20 protein-coding genes and 1 pseudogene are annotated in these 14,583 nt (G+C 69.3%); 11 read left to right on the top strand and 10 right to left on the bottom strand.

What is annotated here, in order from left to right; genetic code table 11:
* Positions 1-16 precede the first annotated feature (16 nt).
* Positions 17-601, bottom strand: coding sequence for a DUF7711 family protein (locus tag IEZ09_RS31175; protein WP_189257374.1), 585 nt, complete (start codon positions 599-601; stop codon positions 17-19).
* Between the two features lie 10 nt (positions 602-611).
* Between IEZ09_RS31175 and IEZ09_RS48150 the strand changes: the two genes are divergently transcribed.
* Both IEZ09_RS48150 and IEZ09_RS46825 read left to right on the top strand, forming a co-directional pair.
* The gene (locus tag IEZ09_RS48150; protein WP_189257373.1) at positions 612-1,547 is read left to right on the top strand and encodes an amidase family protein; all 936 of its coding nucleotides are present in this window, start codon (positions 612-614) and stop codon (positions 1,545-1,547) included.
* Between the two features lie 60 nt (positions 1,548-1,607).
* Positions 1,608-2,252, top strand: a complete 645-nt coding sequence (locus tag IEZ09_RS46825) for a hypothetical protein (RefSeq protein WP_229813112.1) — start codon at positions 1,608-1,610, stop codon at positions 2,250-2,252.
* Here IEZ09_RS46825 and IEZ09_RS31160 read toward each other — a convergent pair.
* Complete coding sequence (locus tag IEZ09_RS31160; protein ID WP_189257372.1) at positions 2,249-2,791, bottom strand: NADPH-dependent FMN reductase; 543 nt, start codon at positions 2,789-2,791, stop codon at positions 2,249-2,251. The two genes, IEZ09_RS46825 and IEZ09_RS31160, sit on opposite strands and share 4 nt — an antisense overlap.
* A gap of 62 nt (positions 2,792-2,853) precedes the next feature.
* Between IEZ09_RS31160 and IEZ09_RS31155 the strand changes: the two genes are divergently transcribed.
* The 3 genes and pseudogenes from IEZ09_RS31155 to rnhA all read left to right on the top strand — a co-directional run.
* Entirely contained in the window at positions 2,854-3,444 is a 591-nt protein-coding gene (locus tag IEZ09_RS31155) for a TetR/AcrR family transcriptional regulator (RefSeq protein ID WP_189257371.1), read from the top strand.
* 4 nt (positions 3,445-3,448) lie between these two features.
* Positions 3,449-3,832, top strand: a complete 384-nt coding sequence (locus IEZ09_RS31150; RefSeq protein ID WP_189257370.1) for a DUF1801 domain-containing protein — start codon at positions 3,449-3,451, stop codon at positions 3,830-3,832.
* Between the two features lie 11 nt (positions 3,833-3,843).
* Positions 3,844-4,281, top strand: a pseudogene (gene rnhA, locus IEZ09_RS31145) (ribonuclease HI); the annotation flags it as partial.
* Positions 4,282-4,531: 250 nt separating this feature from the next.
* Here the strand turns inward: rnhA and IEZ09_RS31140 are convergent.
* Both IEZ09_RS31140 and IEZ09_RS31135 read right to left on the bottom strand, forming a co-directional pair.
* Entirely contained in the window at positions 4,532-5,323 is a 792-nt protein-coding gene (locus IEZ09_RS31140; protein ID WP_189257402.1) for a helix-turn-helix transcriptional regulator, read from the bottom strand.
* Positions 5,323-6,015, bottom strand: a complete 693-nt coding sequence (locus tag IEZ09_RS31135) for an SDR family NAD(P)-dependent oxidoreductase (protein ID WP_189257369.1) — start codon at positions 6,013-6,015, stop codon at positions 5,323-5,325. The genes IEZ09_RS31140 and IEZ09_RS31135 overlap by 1 nt, the downstream gene beginning before the upstream one ends.
* A 102-nt stretch (positions 6,016-6,117) precedes the next feature.
* On the opposite strand from IEZ09_RS31135, the gene IEZ09_RS31130 reads away from it, so the two are divergent.
* Positions 6,118-6,531, top strand: coding sequence for a PPOX class F420-dependent oxidoreductase (locus IEZ09_RS31130; RefSeq protein ID WP_189257368.1), 414 nt, complete (start codon positions 6,118-6,120; stop codon positions 6,529-6,531).
* Here IEZ09_RS31130 and IEZ09_RS31125 read toward each other — a convergent pair.
* Both IEZ09_RS31125 and IEZ09_RS31120 read right to left on the bottom strand, forming a co-directional pair.
* A complete protein-coding gene (locus IEZ09_RS31125; RefSeq protein ID WP_229813111.1) occupies positions 6,528-7,148 on the bottom strand; it encodes a class I SAM-dependent methyltransferase in 621 nt (206 codons plus the stop codon). The two genes, IEZ09_RS31130 and IEZ09_RS31125, sit on opposite strands and share 4 nt — an antisense overlap.
* The gene (locus IEZ09_RS31120) at positions 7,145-8,281 is read right to left on the bottom strand and encodes an aminotransferase-like domain-containing protein (RefSeq protein ID WP_189257367.1); all 1,137 of its coding nucleotides are present in this window, start codon (positions 8,279-8,281) and stop codon (positions 7,145-7,147) included. Before IEZ09_RS31120 ends, IEZ09_RS31125 begins: the two co-directional genes overlap by 4 nt.
* 75 nt (positions 8,282-8,356) lie before the next feature.
* Between IEZ09_RS31120 and IEZ09_RS31115 the strand changes: the two genes are divergently transcribed.
* Genes IEZ09_RS31115 through IEZ09_RS31105 form a run of 3 tightly spaced genes read left to right on the top strand, consistent with a single transcriptional unit; the run spans position 8,357 to position 10,049 of the window.
* Positions 8,357-8,815, top strand: coding sequence for a GyrI-like domain-containing protein (locus IEZ09_RS31115; protein ID WP_189257366.1), 459 nt, complete (start codon positions 8,357-8,359; stop codon positions 8,813-8,815).
* A gap of 37 nt (positions 8,816-8,852) precedes the next feature.
* Entirely contained in the window at positions 8,853-9,164 is a 312-nt protein-coding gene (locus IEZ09_RS31110; RefSeq protein WP_189257365.1) for an ArsR/SmtB family transcription factor, read from the top strand.
* Between the two features lie 3 nt (positions 9,165-9,167).
* Positions 9,168-10,049 carry an SRPBCC domain-containing protein gene (locus IEZ09_RS31105; protein WP_229813110.1) on the top strand — a complete coding sequence of 294 codons (882 nt, stop codon included), beginning with the start codon at positions 9,168-9,170 and terminating at the stop codon, positions 10,047-10,049.
* Here IEZ09_RS31105 and IEZ09_RS31100 read toward each other — a convergent pair.
* Positions 10,034-10,885: a hypothetical protein gene (locus IEZ09_RS31100; RefSeq protein ID WP_189257364.1), complete on the bottom strand. Its 852-nt coding sequence runs from the start codon at positions 10,883-10,885 to the stop codon at positions 10,034-10,036. The genes IEZ09_RS31105 and IEZ09_RS31100 overlap by 16 nt on opposite strands.
* A gap of 75 nt (positions 10,886-10,960) precedes the next feature.
* On the opposite strand from IEZ09_RS31100, the gene IEZ09_RS31095 reads away from it, so the two are divergent.
* Complete coding sequence (locus IEZ09_RS31095) at positions 10,961-11,689, top strand: class I SAM-dependent methyltransferase (RefSeq protein ID WP_189257363.1); 729 nt, start codon at positions 10,961-10,963, stop codon at positions 11,687-11,689.
* 1 nt (position 11,690) lies between these two features.
* On the opposite strand, the gene IEZ09_RS31090 is transcribed toward IEZ09_RS31095, so the two are convergent.
* Positions 11,691-11,906 (bottom strand): hypothetical protein, encoded by a 216-nt coding sequence (locus IEZ09_RS31090; protein ID WP_189257362.1) that lies wholly within the window; start codon positions 11,904-11,906, stop codon positions 11,691-11,693.
* 28 nt (positions 11,907-11,934) lie between these two features.
* Positions 11,935-12,996 (bottom strand): DNA polymerase IV, encoded by a 1,062-nt coding sequence (locus tag IEZ09_RS31085; protein WP_189257361.1) that lies wholly within the window; start codon positions 12,994-12,996, stop codon positions 11,935-11,937.
* A gap of 10 nt (positions 12,997-13,006) precedes the next feature.
* On the opposite strand from IEZ09_RS31085, the gene IEZ09_RS31080 reads away from it, so the two are divergent.
* Positions 13,007-13,453 carry an NUDIX hydrolase gene (locus tag IEZ09_RS31080; RefSeq protein WP_229813109.1) on the top strand — a complete coding sequence of 149 codons (447 nt, stop codon included), beginning with the start codon at positions 13,007-13,009 and terminating at the stop codon, positions 13,451-13,453.
* On the opposite strand, the gene IEZ09_RS31075 is transcribed toward IEZ09_RS31080, so the two are convergent.
* Positions 13,440-14,564 carry an endonuclease gene (locus IEZ09_RS31075; RefSeq protein ID WP_189257359.1) on the bottom strand — a complete coding sequence of 375 codons (1,125 nt, stop codon included), beginning with the start codon at positions 14,562-14,564 and terminating at the stop codon, positions 13,440-13,442. The two genes, IEZ09_RS31080 and IEZ09_RS31075, sit on opposite strands and share 14 nt — an antisense overlap.
* Positions 14,565-14,583: the final 19 nt, after the last annotated feature.

Raw genomic sequence — 14,583 nt, 5'->3', positions numbered from 1 at the left:
CATGCCGAATCCACCGTCACTCGGCGCGGACGTCCAGCAGGTCGAGGTAGCCGGTGGTCGTCCGCCACAGGGCGTCCGAGTACGGGGTGAGCTTGCCGGGACTCCACCGCCGGTCGGCGTAGTCCTGGTTGGCCCGCCGCAACGCCCGCAGGCTCACCGCGAGCTCGTCCTCGACCCGCTTCCCGAGCTCCTCCGGCGACGGCGCGGCCAGGCGCACCAGCTCACCTGTGCCGTCGCTCACGGCGACCAGTGCTTCCTCGTTGATGCCGTCCGCCGCGCTCCAGATCAGCGCGGGCCGCTCGATGCGGTGGTTCCACACCGGCGCGTCCTTGGACCGCCACACCGCCTTGAACGGGTTGCGCGACAACCGGGTCGAGTTCGCCCAGTGTTCGGCGCCGCTCGGCTCGTCCAGCCACGGCACCTCGTCCACCGGCAGGTCCGTGACCAGCGCGACCTCGATGACGTCGACGTCCTTCGGCACGTCCAGCAGATCACCGAAGACCCACAGCTCGACCACCTGGAACCGGAAGAACGAGGCAGGCAGCTCGCCGCACTTCTCGGCGAGCTCGGCCAGGTGGTGCACAGCGCGAGTCCATTTCACGAGGTGGATCATGCCTGACCTGGTTGGCGAGGCCTTGGCCCGCCTCGACCGAGTGGAGCCCGTGCTCTGCGCCTTCCACACGGTCTTCCGCTCGTTCGCCCCGGTCGACCCGTCACTTCCTCTGGCGGGCATGCCCATCGCGGTGAAGCACGGCGAGCGCCGCAGCCACCGCGAAGCGTTGACCGCCCTCGGTTGTGTCCCCATTGGACTGACCACCACGCCCGATGGCAGCACCCCGTGGCAGACGTGGGGCCGCAACTCTCGTGGCGTCACAAGGAATCCGTGGAACCTGGACCGCACGCCCGGCGGTTCCTCGGCCGGTTCGGCCGTCGCCGTCGCCGCGGGAGTGGTGCCGCTGGCCACGGGTGTCGACGGGGCGGGCTCGATCCGCATCCCGGCCGCGTGGTGCGGTGTGCTCGGTCTCAAGACCACGTCGGCGGAACGCGCCGCGGTCGGGGTCTTCACCCGCGATCCCGATCTGCTCGCGATCTACCTCGGCACGTCGGAGGTCAGCTCGCCCACCGCGGTCTGGTCCTCGGACCTCGGTTTCGCCGAGGTGGACGACGAACAGATCGAGATCGCCCGGCGGGCGGCGGCGCCGTTGCGGCCACGGCCGGTCGACCTGGTGCTGCCGGATCCGGCCGACGACTGGTTCGCGCACCGTTGCGGCCCGAACCCGGTGCTGGACGAGCTGTTCGAGACCACGGACCTGCTGCTCACCCCGGCCACGCCCGGACCGCCGCACGGGCACGACGGACCGGGATCGCGGATCAACACCGCGCTGACCTGGGCGTTCAACCTGAGCGGACACCCGGCGATCAGCATCCCGGCGGGGTTCGACTCCGAGGGCCTGCCGGTCGGGCTCCAGGCCGTGGCACGGCACGGGCGGGAGGCCGACCTGATCGCCGCGGCCCGCGCGGTCCTGGCGTCCGATCGGGTGTTTTGACCCCAATCCACCTCGTCGGGCACCTCGTCTGCGGTCTCCTCGTCGACCGAGGAGGCACCGATGAAGCGACGAATCGGCGGTCCACAAGGCGGATCGGATCCCGCCGGGGGCAAGGCGGGCGCGGTGGTAGCGGCGGGTGTGCTGGCGCTCTCGGTCGCCGCAGGCAGCGGAGGCCTGTCGCTCGGAGGCGGTGCCGTCGAGCCCGCGGGAACGAACCTCACCAAGGCGAAGTCCGAGGGCAGGAAGTCCGCCCGCAACGGCGACGCGGACGGCGCGTGGCGGCACCTCAACATGCGCACCCTGAAACGCACGGCCAAACCGGCGCTGGAGTGCGTGTCGCACTCGTTCGGCCAGGTGCGGGACCACTTCGTCCACAACCCGTGCAAGTCGCTCGACCGCACGCTGTTCGCGATCGGTGACGAGCGGGGCAACGCCGCGGTGGTGTCCGTGGCGCACGTCGGCTTCCGGAGCCGCCGCGACGCGGGCGAGTTCAAGAAGCTGATCGACGTGCACGGCACCGGCGACATCACCCCGCTCGCCACGCCGCTGCTCGACCTGGCCGACATCCGCTTCACCGGCCTGCACTACCGGTCCAGGTCGGAGGGCGGCACCGTCGTGATCGCCGAGGCGGAGACGGCGTCCGGTCAGGTCAGCGGTGAGGTGCTGGACGCGGTGGCGGACCTGGCGAGCTGGCTGCCGCGCTAGGCAGCGACCGCCCGCACCGACCGCAGCGCCGACGACCACGCCACGACCTCGTCGAGCATCGCGTTGAGCTCCTCGTCCTGCTGAAGCCCGCCCTCCAACGCGCCGCGCCCCAGCGCGACCTGGGTGCGCACGGTCGCCACCTTCAGCTCGGCCAGCACCAGCCGCAGCTGCTCGACGGCGCGCAGGCCACCGTCGCCGCCCAGGCCGACGAAACCGGCGGCCTTGTCGTGCCACTCCGAGTGCAGGTAGTCCAGGGCGTTCTTCAGCACGGCCGGGAACGAGTGGTTGTACTCGGGCGTGATGAACACGAAGCCGTCGAACGACGCCACCACCGATGACCAGGCCCGTGTGTGTTCGTGCGCGTACTCGCCGAAGAGGGCCGGCACCGGCTCGTCGAGGAACGGCAGGTTCACCTCGGCCAGGTCGATGAGCTCGAACGTCGCGTCGGTACGGGCGTTGGCGACGTTGAGGACCCACTCCGCCACGGCCTCGGAACGGCGGCCCGGACGCGTGCTCCCCATGATCACTGCAATTCGCATGGCCGCCAAAGTACAACGCTCGTGGTACTTAGTGCAACGGGCGTTGTACTACGATCGATCCCATGCGACCGGACAAGCGGCAGGCGATCCTGCGCGGAGCGTTGAGCGTGTTCGCCAGGGACGGCTACACGCGCGCCAGCATCGACGCCATCGCCAAGGAGGCCGAGGTCTCGACGCGCACGCTCTACAACCACTTCGCGGACAAGGCCGACCTGTTCCGCCACGTCATCCAGGCCAGCGCGGAGGAGGCGGCGCAGGACCAGATCGCGCTCGTCGAGCGGCACTTCCACAAGATCACGGATCTGGAGCAGGACCTCATCGCGTTCGGCAAGGCCATGGGCGCCCAGCAGGGGCACGCCGAGCACTTCGCGCTGGTGCGGCAGATCAACGCCGAGCTCACCCACATCCCCGCGGAGGCGGTCGAGGCGTGGCAGGAGACCGGGCCGCGCAAGGTCAGGCGGGCGTTGGCGGCGGAACTGGAGAAGCTCGGCTTCAAGGACCCGAAGCGCGCCGCCGTCCACCTCATGCTGCTCACGCTGACCGGCGAGCCCAGCATCAGGGGCACGCGTCCGGACGACGACGACATCGCGGCAGGTGTCCGCGTCTTTCTGCACGGGCATGATGTCGAGAACCGACGACGGGCTGCGACATAGGGCTATGAACACCGACACACGCGTTGACGACTACATCGCCGGACTGCCCGAGTGGCAGCAGGAGATCTGCCGCGAGGTCCGCAGGCTCGTCCACGAGGCCGACCCGGACGTCGAGGAGACGATCAAGTTCACCAACCGGCCGTACTTCGTGCTGGACGGCAACATCTGCGCGTTGCTCGGCACCAAGGACCACGTGAACGTGATGCTCTACGACAAGGCGATCGTGCCGGACCCGCACAACATCATCACCAGCGGCCACGGCAACAAGACCGCGCGCATGATCTCCGTGTACCGCGACCAGCCGATCAACGCGCCGGCGCTCGTCGAGATGTTCCGCCACATCATCGCCAACAACCGTCAGCGGAGGAGTGTCGGACCCCGTCGGTAACCTCATGGCGCATGGAGGTCGAGATCTACACCGACGGTGCGTGCAGCCCCAATCCCGGTCCGGGCGGCTGGGGTGCCGTGTTGCGCTACGGCGAGCACGAGAAGGACATGTACGGCGGTGACATCGGCCCGACGACGAACAACCGCATGGAACTGATGGCGCCCATCGTGGCGTTGGAAAGCCTCACGCGACCATCCACCGTGAGGCTCTACACGGACAGCACGTACGTCCGCAACGGCATCACCTCATGGGTGCACGGGTGGAAGGCGAACGGCTGGCTCACGAAGGCCCGTGAGCCGGTCAAGAACGCCGACCTGTGGCGCCGCCTGGAAGAAGCCGCGGGCAGGCACGAGGTGGAGTGGCACTGGGTCAAGGGCCATGCGGGCCACCCGGAGAACGAGCGCGCGGACAGGCTGGCCGTGCGCGGAGTGGAGGAGGTGACGGGGCGGGAGATCACGCAGCCGCAGGCAAAACCGAAGAAGGCGGCCAAACCGAAGCAACCACGCGAGCTGACCGGCGAACCGTGTGGCGCGCCCACGAAGAAGGGCACGCCGTGTCCGATCACCGCCGGGCCGAGCGGACTGTGTCACGTGCACGACCCGGCGTTGCAGTGCGGTGCCCTCACGAAGAAGGGCACACCCTGCACGATCGCGACCGGCGGCGGCCGGTGCGAGTACCACCAGGACGCACTGGAACTGTTCACGTGACGGCGAGCGAAGCCAGCAACCGCAACGCGTCCTGGGACGGGCTCCCCGGCGCGGCCACGTAGGTCACCAGCACCTGCCCCGCGTCCGAGGTCAGCGGCTCCGCGGCCAGTTCCAGCGGTCCGAGCTGCGGGTGGTTCATGCGCTTGAACATCGGCTGCCGGTCGCGCACCGGGTGCTCCGCCCACAGCGCGCGGAACAGCGGCGACGCCTCGCACATCCCCTCGACCAGCGCGAGCAGCGCCGGGTCGTCGGGGTGCACGCCGTAGTCCGCACGCAGGTAGCCGACGTTCTCGCGCGCGCAGTCCGTCCAGCCGACGAACAGCTCCCGCGCGGCCGGGTCGGTGAACATGTACCGCACCATGTTCGGCTGCTCGCGGAAGTCCGTGACGAGCGCCGCGGCGAGCGGGTTCCACGCCAGCACGTCGAGCCGCCGGCCGAGGACCATCGCGGGCACGCCCTGCAGCGCGTCGAGCAACCACCGCAACGCGGGCCGCACCTCCTCCGACGGCGCCTTCACCCGAGTGGGCCGCGCCAGCCGGTAGAGATGCGCGCGCTCGGCCGCGTCCAGGCCGAGCGCCTGCGCCAGCGCGTCCAGGATCGAGTCGGACGCGTTGGAGGCGCGCCCCTGTTCCATGCGCGTGTAGTAGTCGACGCAGATCCCGGCCAGCTGCGCCAGTTCCTCGCGCCGCAGTCCTGGCACCCGCCGCCGCGTGGCCCGCTCCGGCGGGTCCAGTGCCGCACGCCGGGCCTTCAGGAACTCCCCCAACTCGCTCACGGCCCCCATCATGCCGGGATCGCCCCGACCAGTCCGCCGTCCACGACGAAGTCCTGCCCCGTCACGTACCCCGCGCGGTCCGACAGCAGGAACGACACGACGTGCGCCACGTCCTCCGGCTCGCCCAGCCGCCCCATCACGACCTGCCGCCGGTACGGCTCGTCGTCGACGACGTTGCCGGTGAACATGTCCGTCGCGATGAACCCGGGACTGACCGTGTTGACCCGAACCCCCGGCATCTCCGCCCCGAGCGTGCGCGCCAGGCTGTGCACCGCCGCCTTGCTGGCCGTGTAGAGCGACGCCCCGACGAGCCCCCGATGGACCGTCCACGACGCGTTGATCACCACCGACGCGCCCGGCTTCAACCGCGCCCGCTGCACCGTGAAGTACACGCCCTTGAAGTTCGTGGCCAGCACCCGGTCCACGTCCTCCTCGGTGATCTTCCCGAACTCGGTGAACACGCCGATCCCCGCGTTCGCGAAAAGACCGTCGATCTCGCCGGCCTGGTCCATCAACGCCTCGACGTCGGCCGGCTTCGACACGTCCGCGACCACCGTCTCGACGCCGAGTTGCTCGCGCGCCAACGCCAACCGCTCCTGCGAACGCCCGGCCACGACGACCCGCGCACCCTCCTCGACCAGCACCCGCGCCGTCGCCAGCCCGATGCCACTACCGCCACCCGTGATCAGAAACTTCTTCATGGCCGAAACACTCCACGCCCCGGCACCCCGCAACCAGACCCGCCATTTCCCAGGTCTGCCAGGACCAGGCTGAACCCGGTGAACCGGCGTAGCGTCACCGTCATGCTTCCCGACTCCGCCAGGGCAGTGCTGGAATCCAACGCGCTCGCCCACCTCGTGACGCTCGGCAAGGACGGCTCGCCCCAGGTCACCATCGTCTGGGTGGGCCTCGACGGCGACGAGATCGTCTCCGGGCACCTCATGGAGCACCAGAAGATCCGCAACATCCGCAACGACGGCCGCGTGGTGCTCTCCCTGGAAACCCCCAAGATCAACGAGATGGGTCTGCAGGAGTACCTCGTCGTCTACGGCACCGCCCGCATCACCGAGGGCGGGGCGCCGGAACTGCTCCAGCGCCTCGCACACACCTACCTCGGCCCGGACGTCAAGTTCCCGCCGTTCGACAACCCGCCGCCCGGCTTCATCACGCGCATCAAGGTCGACCGCGTGGCAGGCGTCGGTCCCTGGGCCTCCTAGAGCTCGTAGCAGGAGTGGACGGCCGGCTGGCCCGTGTAGTTCGGGCCGGCCCTGTCGTCAGCGCCCAGGTAGACGAACGGCAGCTGGGGCCGTCCCTGGCCGAGGTAGCCGACGCGGCGCCTGCGGTTGTCGTAGGTGAATCCCGCGTCCCGCAAGGCTTTCGTCAGCGTGCGCCCGAACGGGGTGCCGTCGGCGCGCCGCACACTGGCGACGTCGAAGTTCGCCACGAGCTGACCACCGGGCACGAGCCAGGACGCCGCGCGCACCAGCAGGCCGAGCTTGTCGCCCACGTAGTGCAATCCGTGCACGCACGTCACGAGGTCGACGGGCGCGTCGGGCTCCCACTGGTCGACCGGGGCGACGACGAAGCTCAAGCCGGGGCGGGCGGCCACGTGGTGGTCGACGAGGTCCACGCCGACGATCGTCACGTCCTCCCGCGCCGCCTCGGCCAGCGCCTTTCCCGACCCGCAGCACAGGTCGACCCACCGCGAGCCCGGTAACGGCGCGAGGTCGATCCCCAGCTCGCGGCGGTAGCTCGCCAGGCCTCGATCCCGGTTCATCTCGCAGTTCGCGACAACCGAGGAGCGCCACAGCGTCTCGTCGTCCAGCAGGCTCACCTGAGCACCTTCGCCAGGCGTGCCATGCCTTCCGCGATCTCCTCAGGAGTGTTGGTGGTGAAGGACATCCGGAACGTCGCGTGGTCCGGCGTGGTCGCGTAGAACGGCGCGCCCGGCACGAACGCGACGTCGTGGCGCAACGCCTCCTTCAACAGCACGGCGCTGTCCACGTCACCCGGTAACCGCAGCCACACGAACATGCCACCGTCCGGATCACTCCACGTCGTGCCGTCGGGAACCGTGGCGGGCAGTGCCGCGATCATCGCATCGCGCCGTGCCCCGTATTCGACGCACAACCGGGCAACGTGGGCGTCGAGGTCGTTGTGCGTCAGGTACACCGCGGCGGCGGCTTGGTCCACAGTGGACGTGTGCAGGTCCGCCGCCTGCTTCACGATCACCAGCGTCCGGGGCAGATCCGCCGGTGCGCGCAGCCATCCGAGCCGCATGCCCGGCGCGCCGATCTTCGAGAAGCTGCCGAGGTAGACGGTTCGATCGCTGATGGATGCGAGTGGTGCCACGGCGGAACCCTGATACCGCAGCTCTCCGTAGGGATCGTCCTCGACGACCCAGAAGCCGTGCTCCGCGGCCAACGCGGCGATCTGCGCGCGACGCGAGGCCGACAGCGTCCGGCCGGTCGGGTTCGCGAACGTCGGCACCAGGTACAGCATCGCCGGCCGTTCGGACTCCACAACGGATCGCAGCGCCGCGGGATCCAGCCCTTCGTCGTCGCTCGCGACCGGCACGATCCGGGCTCCCGCCATCTGGAAACACTGCAGTGCGGCCAAATACGTCGGCTCCTCCACCGCCACGACGGCGCCGGGCTCCAGCAACGCGGTGGCCACCAGCGCCAGCGCCTGCTGCGAACCCGTCGTGATCAGGACGTCCGAAGTGGGCAGCCCGCGACCGGTCAGCCGGGCGGCGACCAGCGAGCGCAGAGCCGGATTTCCCTCCGTGGGCGCGTATTGCAGCACCGAGCGGTCCCGCAACGCGAGGTCGTAGGCGGCGCGCAGACCGTCCAGGTCGAACAGTTCGGGGGCGGGAAGTCCACCCGCGAAGGAAATCACCTCGGGACGGGAGGTCAGCGCGAGCAGGTCGCGCACCGGGGAGCTGGCCACGGAGAGGGTGCGGTGCATGAACTTCACGTTAATCGGCCAGGCCTCCAGCAGAACGCGGATTTCCTGTCAGTGCCCGTGACTACCGTGGTCGGCATGGACATCGAGACACGTGCAGCCCAGCCCTACGCCGCGGTCAAGGCCACGGTCACGCACGAGACGTTCGCCAAGATCGCCGACCGCTTTCCCGAGATAATGCACTGGCTCGCCGATCGCGAGTTACCCGTCGCCGGCGCGCCGTTCCTCCGCTACCTGCGCGTCGCCGGCGAGGAGTTCGAGGTCGAGGCCGGCATCCCCACCATCGCGGAGGTGCCCGCGGCCGGTGAGGTGTACACGGCCACGCTGCCCGGCGGCCGGTACGCGGTGGAGGTCCACGAGGGCCACCCGGACGGGCTGAGCGCCGTCGCCGACCGGATCCTCGCCGACGACTCGCTGACGTTCGACCGCGCCGGCGAGAGGTGGGGTGCCCGCCTGGAGACGTTCTTCACCGACCCCGCGGTCGAGCGGGACCCCGCCAAGTGGACGACGGAGGTGGCCATCCGCCTCGCGAACTGAACTCGCGCGTATATGCCGATCGAGCTATATTGCTGGCATGGCATCTACCTTCGCCGTGCTGGCCGACCGGAGTCGCCGGGAGATCCTCGACCTGCTGCGGGAACGCGAGCGGCCGGTCGGCGACCTCGTCGAGAGGCTGACGCTCACCCAGCCGACCGTCTCGAAGCACCTCAAGGTGCTGCGCGAGGCCGGTCTCGTCGAGGTGCGCACCGACGCCCAACGCCGCTGGTACCGGCTCTCCCCCGGCCCGCTGGCGGAGGTCGACGCCTGGCTCGCGCCCTACCGCCGGATGTGGGAGCAGAGCCTGGACGCGCTCGAACGACGACTCGACGAGATCGAAGGGGACTGACCCGTGGACGCCGAACTGCGGATGATCGAGGGCAAGCCCGTCCTGCGCTTCGAGCGCAGGCTGCGGCACTCGCCGGAGAAGGTCTGGCGGGTGGTCACGGAACCGGCCGAGATGAAGCACTGGTTCCCGGCCGAGGTCGAGATCGACGGCCGCAGGATGCGCTTCACGTTCCCGGACGCGGCCCCGGTCGACGCCGACGGCGGCGAGGGCGAACTGCTCGAGTCCGACCCGCCGAAGGTCTTCGCGTTCCGCTGGCTGAACGACGTGCTGCGCTTCGAGATCCTGCCGCGCGAGGACGGTTGCCTGCTGGTCTTCACCGCCGTGGTCGCGAACAAGCTGTCCATCGGCCGCGACGCCCCCGGCTGGACCACCTGCCTCGACGCCCTGGTCGCCCACGCCGACGGCACGAAGTTCGAGCCGTCGACGGACTGGCTGCCGCGCATCGAGCACTACATCGCGAAGTTCGGCCTCGACGAGGGCACCGATCAGCCCGACGGAGTGCACTTCGTCCGCGACCTGGTCTGGAAGCCGCTGGACGAGGTCTGGCAGCTCCTCACCGAGGGCACGGAAGACGCGGTCCCGACCCGCGCCGCACACCCCGGCCTCACCCCTGGCAAGATCACGCGGTCCGAGGCACCGCGCCTGCTGGAGTTCGAATGGCTCCAAGACGGCGAGCCGAAGGGCGTGGTGCGCTGGGAGTTCGAGCACGTGCCGTTGCAGGGCACCACGGTCACGCTGGTCCAGGAGAACGCCCACGGCCCGCAAGCCCTCGCCGCCTGGCACGTGCACCTGGAGCTGTTCTTCGCGGCCACCCAGGGCGAGACCCGCTGCCCGTGGCCCACCGACCGGGAGCAGGAACTCGTCCAGCGCTACGCCGAGCGGTGATCCGTCCGCACGAGCTGTGAGAGCCGGTCTACCCCGATCCCGGTGATCAGCAGCCGTTCCTTGCGGTTGCCCAGCAAGGTCTGCGTCCAGTCGACGAACCCGCCGTCGCCGATCTCCACGCCGTCGAGGAAAACCTTGTAGCACAAGCCCTTGTAGTACCCGGTGCGCCGCGACGGGTCCGTGGGCAGATCTCCGCGCACCACCTCGAACCGGGGATCCAGCACCGTCACACGGATCTCGACGTCACCGCACGCCTCACGCAGGAAGTCGAGGTGTTCGTGAAAGTGGTGCCGCTCGAAGGCGAGCGACCCGCGGTCGCGACCGGCGGACACCGCGGCGAACAACGTGAAGTGCGCGAAGCGGCCGGCGCCCTCGAACAGCTGGGCTCGCACCACGCGTTGCACTGTCGCGAGCCGCACGTCGGACGGGCCGGTCTGCCTGCGCACCGCGGCTTCCAGCGCCAGCGCGTTCGTCGGGTCGGCCGCCACCTCGGTGCCGCGAATGGTCGACAGCACGTTGTTCTGGTCCATCTCCGCCACGGCCGAGCAGGTTCCCAGCGGTGCCACGGGAGCGAGGCCCAGCACGGAGAACGACGGCGGCAGAGCGGCCAGCAGGCGGTCCTCGGCGGCGCGCAACACGGGGAACGGCACGGAAGCCGGCGCGACGAAGCGGTCGGAACGGTACTGCCGCAACACGTCCGGCCCGCTCAACGTTCCCGCCCGCCGTCGCATCAACGCGAGCAGCACGGTGGTGAGGTCGCTGCCGGGCAGGCGCGCGAGCCGCTCGAGGGCCTCTTCACCGCCCAACGACCGCAACACCCGCGACAAGGCACCCATGCCCACCATGATCCGCGGACCGGCCAGCGGATTTTCCGCGGGCGCGCCGGGGGATCACCTGGCTAGGGTCGAGGCATGACCGATGCCACGCAGGAGGGCGAGCTGTGGGGCCGCTGTGCCGCACAACGCGCCGCCCTCGGTGCCAAGATGTCCATGCCCGCGTGGAAAACCGCCGTCGAGCGCACGAACATCGGACCCGGCACCACGGTGCTCGACCTGGCGTGCGGCAGCGGCGAGTTCTGTGCCCTGGCAACGGAAGCGGGCGCGAGAGCGACCGGCATCGACGCGTCGCACAAGATGATCGAACTTGCCCGGCAGGCCGCGCCCGCGGCCGAGTTCCACGTGCGTGCTCTGGGACCGTTGCCTTGGGACGACGGCACGTTCGACGTCGTGACGGCGTTCAACGCGTTGTTCTTCGCGCCCGACCCCGAGGCCGCGTTCGCGGAGGCGACCAGGGTCAGCAAGGACTACGTGGTCGTGTGCGACTGGCATCCGGAGCACCCGAGCGACATCCTCACCGTCGCGTGGGCCGTACGGGGACGCAGCGGGCGCCGGAGCGCGAAGACGCCGGAGCCGCAGGAGAAACTCACGATCGACATTCCTCAGGAACATCCGGACGAGGACACGATGCTGCGCGCCGTGCTGAGCACAGGCGGTTACCAACGGCTCATCGAGAGCGAAGGTGAAGAAAGCGTCGCGGAGAAGATCAGGGCCGCGACCGAACAGTTCCGAACCGCGGACGGCGGTTATCGGTTCGCGAACAAGTACCTGATGTCAATCTTCCGCAAGAACCCCAGAACGTGAATCAGGCCGCGGAGAGGACCTCGTAGCCCGCCGTGGTGAGGGCTGCGGGGCCGGGACGGGCGCTGATCAGGCCTGCCGAGGTCAGGCGCAGCCCGACGAACTGGTCGGCGCAGCACAGGCCGTCGACGAGCAGTGAGCTTCCGGCGATCTCGCAGCGGCCGTCGGCAACGGCTCTGAGTACTGCTCGGTCGCGGTGTGTCAGCGATGAGGCGGTCATCTTCTTCTCCTCGCGGTAAAGCTTCTACTTACTGATACGTCGAAGAAGAAGGCTTCGGTTCGACATCATCGGCAGAGAATTCCGCGCGTACACCCAGAAGACGTACGGCACGGCCGTGTTCGAAGCGGTCGAGCACGGTCAGCGCGGCCTCGGCCAGCTCGGCGGCGGACGACGCCGGTGCCGGCAGCTTCATCAGGCGCACCTTCGTGAAGAACGGCACGAAGCGCACCTTCACGCCCACGCGCACGACAGGGCGTCCCTCCGCGGCCACGTCGAGAGCCACCTGGTGGGCCAGTGCCACGACCTCGCGCCGGATGTCCTCCAACGACGTGAGGTCCTGCTGGTAGGTCTTCTCGTGGCTGCGGGACTTCACGACCCACGGCGTCGCGCTCACGACCGTGTCGCCCGCTCCGAGTGCGAGGGTCCGGAAGTACGGACCCATCCGCGGGCCGAACCTCGCGGCCAAGGCCTCGACAGACGCCGACGCCAGCTCGGTCACCGTCGAGAAGCCCAGTTCGGCCAGTTTGCGCTCGGTCTTCGTGCCGATGCCCCACAGCGCGGACGTCGGCCGATGGCCCATCACCTCGACCCAGTTCGCGCGGGTCAGCTGGAACACGCCCGCCGGCTTGCCGAAGTCGGTCGCGAGCTTGGCGCGCAGCTTGTTGTCGCCGATGCCGACCGAGCAGTGCAGGCCGGTCGACTCGAGCACGGCGGCCTGCAGCGACCGGGCCAGTTCGAAGGGGTCGTCGACGGAGGCTCCGACGAACGCCTCGTCCCAGCCCATCACCTCGACGACGACCGGGAACGACCGCAGCACGGCCATCACGTCCGCCGACGCCGCCTCGTACAGCGCGTGGTCGGCAGGCAGGAACACGGCGTCCGGCAGCTTCTTGAACGCCGTCCGCAACGGCATCCCGGAGTGCACGCCGAACTCCCGTGCCTCGTACGACGCGGTGGCCACGACGGCGCGCTCGGTCGGGTCGCCGTTGCCGCCCACCACCACGGGCTTGCCACGCAACGACGGGTCGCGGAGGACCTCCACGGCCGCGATGAACTGGTCGAGGTCCACGTGCAGGACCCAGTCCGCCATGCTGAACAGTATGAAACGGTCGGCGGGAATCCTGCTCTTCAGGCGAAACGAGCAGCTGGAGGTGCTTCTCGGGCACATGGGCGGCCCGTTCTGGGCGCGCAAGGACGCCGGCGCGTGGTCCGTGCCGAAGGGCGAGTACACCGAGGAGGAGGAACCCGAAGCCGCCGCGCGGCGCGAGTTCGCGGAGGAGCTCGGGCTTGAGGTGCCGCAGGGCGAGCTGATCCCGCTCGGTGAGGCCAAGGGCTCCGGCAAGGTCATCACGGTGTGGGCGCTGGAGGGCGACCTCGACCCGGAGACCGTCACGCCGGGCACGTTCGAGATGGAGTGGCCGCCGAAATCGGGTCAGAAGAAGACGTTCCCCGAGGTCGACCGCGTCCAGTGGTTCACCGTGGAAGAGGCGAGCGCGAAGATCGTCTCCGCGCAACGCCCCTTCCTCGACCGGCTCACGGCCAGATAGCCGAGACCCACTCCGGGTGATCGATGAACGGGTTGCGGTTCTGCTGGTAGCTGTCGTAGATCACCTGGTTGCGCCGCTGCTCGAACGCGTCCGGCGGGTCCTGCTCGTTCCACTGCTTCAGCACCGAGAGCTTGCCCATGTACGGCGCGGTGCCGTTGGACACCGAGTTGTTGAGCTCCAGGTTCGCGAAGCCGTCGGTGCCCTCGTAGCGCACGGCCATGTAGAAGATCATGCGCGCGACGTCGCCCTTCACGGCGTCACGCGGCTCGAACGAGTCGCCGTCGACGAAGCTGCCGGACGCCTCCGGGACGGGCGAGCCGCCGTTGTCGAAGTCCAGGTTGCCGCGCGTGGCGTTGACGTCCACGTCCTCGGGCCGCAGGTGGTGCAGGTCGGTGCCGGGACCGGTGGCGATACCGAAGTCACCGTGCGACTTGGCCCAGACGTGCTCGCGGTTCCAGTTGGCGCTGGTGCTGCCGCTCAGCGACTTCGCGCGCGAAATACCGCTGTACAGCAGGATCACGTTCGAAGTGTTGTCCGGGTCCTGGTCGGTGACCTTCAGCGCGTCCCAGACCTGCTCGTAGCTGAGCTTGCGCTGGTTGCTGATGATGGTGTTCAGCGCCGACTTCAACGCCGCGCCGGTCTTGTCGCAGGCCACCGTGTAGTAGCTCTCACAAGGTGGTGTGGTGGGCGGCGGTGTTGTGGTGGCGAACGCGAACGCCGTGGACGACGTCATGCCGGGGTGCGAGAAATACGCGCTCAACGTGCCCGTCACGTCGATCTGCCTGCCCAGCAACGACGGGTTGGTGCGAAGCCCCCACGACGAGCGGAAAGCCGTCGGGATCTGCACGTAGAGCATGCGCGAGGTGCCGGTCTCGGACGCCGAGTCGGCCAGTGCGAGCGCGTAGTCGCTCGGGTAGTTCGAACGGACGACCGTGTTCGTGGCCGTGGGCTGACCGACGACGTAGCCGCGAACGGTGGCCGACGCCCCGTTCTGCTGGCTGATCGCCTGAGCAACAGTGAGCGGACCTGCTGCGGAAGCGGCGGTCGACCCGTACAGGTTGACCGCCGCCAACAAACCGATGACCAACGCCAGTGGACTCCACCGCGTCATGTGCTCTCCCCGATCGTGT

It is taken from the genome of Lentzea flava, assembly GCF_014648475.1.
Lineage (GTDB): Bacteria > Actinomycetota > Actinomycetes > Mycobacteriales > Pseudonocardiaceae > Lentzea > Lentzea flava.
The sequence above is the reverse complement of the archived record's forward strand: the minus strand, read 5'-3'. Positions and strand labels throughout refer to the sequence as shown.